General features: G+C 69.8%; 1 protein-coding gene. It reads left to right on the forward strand.

Annotated features, from left to right (window positions below; all coding sequences use genetic code 11):
- The first annotated feature begins 45 nt into the window (after nucleotides 1–45).
- On the forward strand, nucleotides 46–708 hold the full coding sequence (locus IE330_RS38485; RefSeq protein WP_190140815.1) for a response regulator transcription factor: 663 nt from the start codon (nucleotides 46–48) through the stop codon (nucleotides 706–708).
- Nucleotides 709–960 lie beyond the last annotated feature (252 nt).

Consider the following 960-nt stretch of genomic DNA (forward strand, 5'->3'; position numbering starts at 1 on the left):
TCCGCTCGAAGCCCCGGACCAGGGGTAGGCGGATAGACTGTGGCCATGGGGCATGAAGTCGTAAAGGTGCTGGTCGTCGATGACGAGCCCATGGTCTGCGCACATTTGAGGACAATTCTGGGTTCGGCCGAGGATATCGAGGTCGTCGACGCGGCCCACGACGGAGCGGCCGCGGTGGAGGCCGTCACCCGGCACCGCCCCGACCTCGTTCTCATGGATTTGCGAATGCCGGGTGTCGACGGTCTGACGGCCATCGAATGCATCATGAAACTGGATCAGCCGCCGAAAGTGGTGGCGCTCACCACGTTCGACGCCGACCAGTATGTGATGCGCGCTCTGCGCAGTGGCGCCAGTGGATTCCTGGTGAAATCGACGCCACCCGAGGACCTCATCGGCCTGGTGCGCGTGGCCGCCGACGGCCACACGGTGCTCTCGCCCGTGGCCATGCGCCGCATCGTGGCCGCCTCGTCCGACGAGGACGCGGCGCGCGAGCGGGCCAAGGCCCTCGTCGGCAAGCTCACCGAGCGCGAGACCGACGTCCTCACCTGCCTCGGCGAAGGCCTCTCCAACGCCCAGATCGCCACGAAGCTCTTCCTCAGCGAGGCCACCGTCAAGGGCTACGTCTCGCGCATGCTCGTCAAGCTGGAGTGCACCAACAGGACCCAGGCCGGCCTCCTGGCGTACGACGCGGGCCTGGTCAGCCGCTAGCGGCCGCGGGCCCCGGCGGCGGGAGGCACCCGCCCGGGCCGCCTCGTACCGGACCGCTCCGGGCTCCGCCCCCGCCCCCGGCCACACGAGGGGCGCACACACCACGAACGCCCTGAGGGGCCGAAGCGTACGCGCTCCGGCCCCTCAGGGCGTTCGTCCGCCCGACAGCCCTACTCGTTGCGGACCCGGTCGCGTGCCGGGCGGGCGCTGTCCTTGCGGATCCACGTCACCGTCGTCGGTACGTAGATGGGC

It is taken from the genome of Streptomyces longispororuber (assembly GCF_014656095.1).
Lineage (GTDB): Bacteria > Actinomycetota > Actinomycetes > Streptomycetales > Streptomycetaceae > Streptomyces > Streptomyces longispororuber.

Bases quoted from the DNA above. Each gene is read 5' to 3' on its own strand.
- IE330_RS38485 (WP_190140815.1), top strand. From the start codon at position 46: ATGGGGCATGAAGTCGTAAAGGTGCTGGTCGTCGATGACGAGCCCATG.